The organism is Streptomyces sp. AF1A, from assembly GCF_047340315.1.
Classification (GTDB): Bacteria; Actinomycetota; Actinomycetes; order Streptomycetales; family Streptomycetaceae; genus Streptomyces.
On record NZ_JBLEBI010000339.1, the window covers coordinates 1 to 2,732 of the forward strand.

Consider the following 2,732-nt stretch of genomic DNA (forward strand, 5'->3'; position numbering starts at 1 on the left):
CCTCGGCACCCGCGCCCGCCACCCGCGCCGGCTCGGCCCCGCTGCCCGCCCCCGCCCGCGCACCCACGGCGTCCAGGCCCGTCCGCTCGGTGCCGGCGTCCGTCGCACGCTCGGCCCCCGTGCTCGGCGCCACCCGCTCGGCCCCCGTGCCCGGCACCACCCGCTCGGCCCCGGCGGCAGCCGCCCGCTGTCGGGCTTCCCGGAGGGCCCGGCGGGCGGCGTCGGCGGGGTTGCCGGTCGTCATGGCGTCCTCCGCAGGGAGACCAGGTCGGACAGCTCGCGGTCGGTCAGTTCGGTGAGGGCGGCCTCGCCGGAGCCGAGGACGGCGTCGGCCAGGGCGCGCTTGGCGGTCAGCATCTCGGCGATGCGGTCCTCGACCGTGCCCTCGGTGACCAGGCGGTGGACCTGGACGGGTTGGGTCTGGCCGATGCGGTAGGCGCGGTCGGTGGCCTGCTCCTCGACGGCCGGGTTCCACCAGCGGTCGAAGTGGATGACATGGCCTGCCCGGGTGAGGTTGAGGCCAGTGCCGGCCGCCTTCAGCGACAGCACCAGGACGGGGGTCTCGCCGCCCTGGAAGCGGTCGACCATGCGCTCGCGCTCCGGCACCGCGGTGCCGCCGTGCAGCAGGTCCACGGGGATCGCGCGGGCGGACAGGTGGGCCGTGATGAGGCGCGCCATGCCGACGTACTGGGTGAAGACGAGCGCCGAGCCGTCCTCGGCGAGCAGGGTGTCCAACAGCTCGTCGAGAAGGGCGAGTTTGCCGGAGCGGTGGGCCAGGCGGTCGGCCCGTCCCTCCTCCTTCAGGTACAGCGCGGGGTGGTCGCAGATCTGCTTGAGCGCGCCGAGGAGCTTGAGGACCAGGCCCCGGCGGGCGATGCCCTCGGCGGTCTCGATGGCCAGCAGGGACTCGCGCACCACCGCCTCGTACAGCGCGGCCTGCTCCCGGGTGAGCGGCACCGGATGGTCCGTCTCCGTCTTGGGCGGCAGTTCGGGGACGATGCCGGGGTCGGACTTCTTGCGGCGCAGGAGGAAGGGGCGGACCAGGCGGGCCAGGCGCTCGACCGCCTCCGCGTCCTCGCCGTTCTCCACGGCCCGCGCGTGCCGGGCGCGGAAGGTCTTCAGGGGGCCGAGGAGGCCGGGCGTCGTCCAGTCGAGCAGGGCCCACAGCTCGGAGAGGTTGTTCTCCACCGGAGTGCCGGTGAGCGCCACGCGCGCGGGCGCCGGGATGGTGCGCAGCGCCTTGGCGGTGGCCGAGTAGGGGTTCTTCACGTGCTGGGCCTCGTCGGCGACGATCATGCCCCAGGGCTGTTCGGCCAGGCGGGCGGCGGTGGAGCGCATGGTGCCGTACGTGGTGAGGACGAAGCCGCCGTCGAGGCCGTCCAGGGTGCGGTCGGGGCCGTGGAAGCGGCGGACGGGGACGCCGGGCGCGAACCGGGTGATCTCGCGCTGCCAGTTGCCCAGCAGGGACGCGGGGCAGACCACGAGGGTGGGTTCGGCGCGGGCCCGCTTCAGGTGCAGGGCGATGAGGGTGACGGTCTTGCCGAGGCCCATGTCGTCGGCGAGGCAGCCGCCGAGGCCGAGCGAGGTCATGAGGTCGAGCCAGGCGAGGCCGCGCAGCTGGTAGTCGCGCAGGGTGGCGTGTAGGCCGGCGGGCGGCTCCGCGGGGTGCAGGCCCGCGGTGAGGCGCGCCCGGAGGGCGGCCAGTGCGCCCACGGGAACGGCCGGGAGCGTCTCCCCGTCGACCTCGGCCTCGCCGGTGAGCGCGACGGACAGCGCGTCCACCGGGTCGAGCAGACCCAGTTCGCGTTTGCGGGCCTTGCGGACGAGGGCCGGGTCGACCAGCACCCAGCGGTCCCGCAGCCGTACGACCGGCCGGTGCCCCTCGGCGAGCGCGTCCATCTCGGCGTCGCTGAGCGGATCCCCGCCGAGCGCGAGCTGCCAGCGGAACTGCAGCAGGTCCTCGCTCTCGAAGAAGCCGGTGCCGTCGGTGGCGGAGCCGGGGGCGGGCCGCACCACCGCGGTCGCCGTCAGGTCGCGGGCGAGGTCGCGGGGCCAGTGCACGGCGACTCCGGCGGCGGCCAGCCGGGAGGCCGCGACCCCGAGCAGCTCGCCCACCTCCTCTTCGGACAGGGCGAGAACGTCGGGCACGTCCTGCTCGGCGAGCCGGTCCAGGGGCGCCCACACGCGGGCCGCGCGCCGCACGGCGAGGGCCGCGTCCACCCGCGCGCGTGGCCCGAAGGCCGTGTCGGCCTCGCCCGCCCACAGGGCCGCGGCATCGGCCACCAGGGTGGGGTCGGCGAGGCTGTGCACCTGCACGATCGCCGCCCCGGCGGCACGCGCGCCCTCGGCCGTACCCGCGTCGAAGACGTCGTACGCCGACAGGTCCAGGCGCAGGGAGATCCGCACGCCCGCGTCCATGCCGGCGGCGACCTCGGCGGCCCACTCGTGCGCCCGCGGCAGGGTTTGGGGCTCGCGGGCGGCGAAGGGCCGGCCCGCGGTCCAGGGGGCGGCGGGGGTGCGGGGCAGGGTGTCGGCGACCGCGTCCAGGAAGGAGCGGATCAGCGCCTCCGGCTCGGCCAGCCGGAGCGCGCCGGGACCCGGCAGGGGCACGGCGTGGCCCTCCGGAGGCAGGGCGGCGGCCACCGCGCGCAGGTGGGCGATGTCGTCGGGCTCCAGTGGGCCGGCCCGCCAGGCGTCGTGCCCGCTCGGGGTCAGGCCGGGCAGCAGGCGGC

General features: G+C 76.6%; 1 protein-coding gene and 1 pseudogene. Both read right to left on the bottom strand.

The window, feature by feature from the left end; genetic code table 11:
- Positions 1 to 244: pseudogene (locus ACLU3S_RS36600) on the bottom strand (hypothetical protein); the annotation flags it as partial.
- On the bottom strand, positions 241 to 2,732 hold a 2,492-nt coding region (locus ACLU3S_RS36605), incomplete at its 5' end, for a DEAD/DEAH box helicase (protein ID WP_413956288.1). The gene ACLU3S_RS36605 and the pseudogene ACLU3S_RS36600, both read right to left, overlap by 4 nt.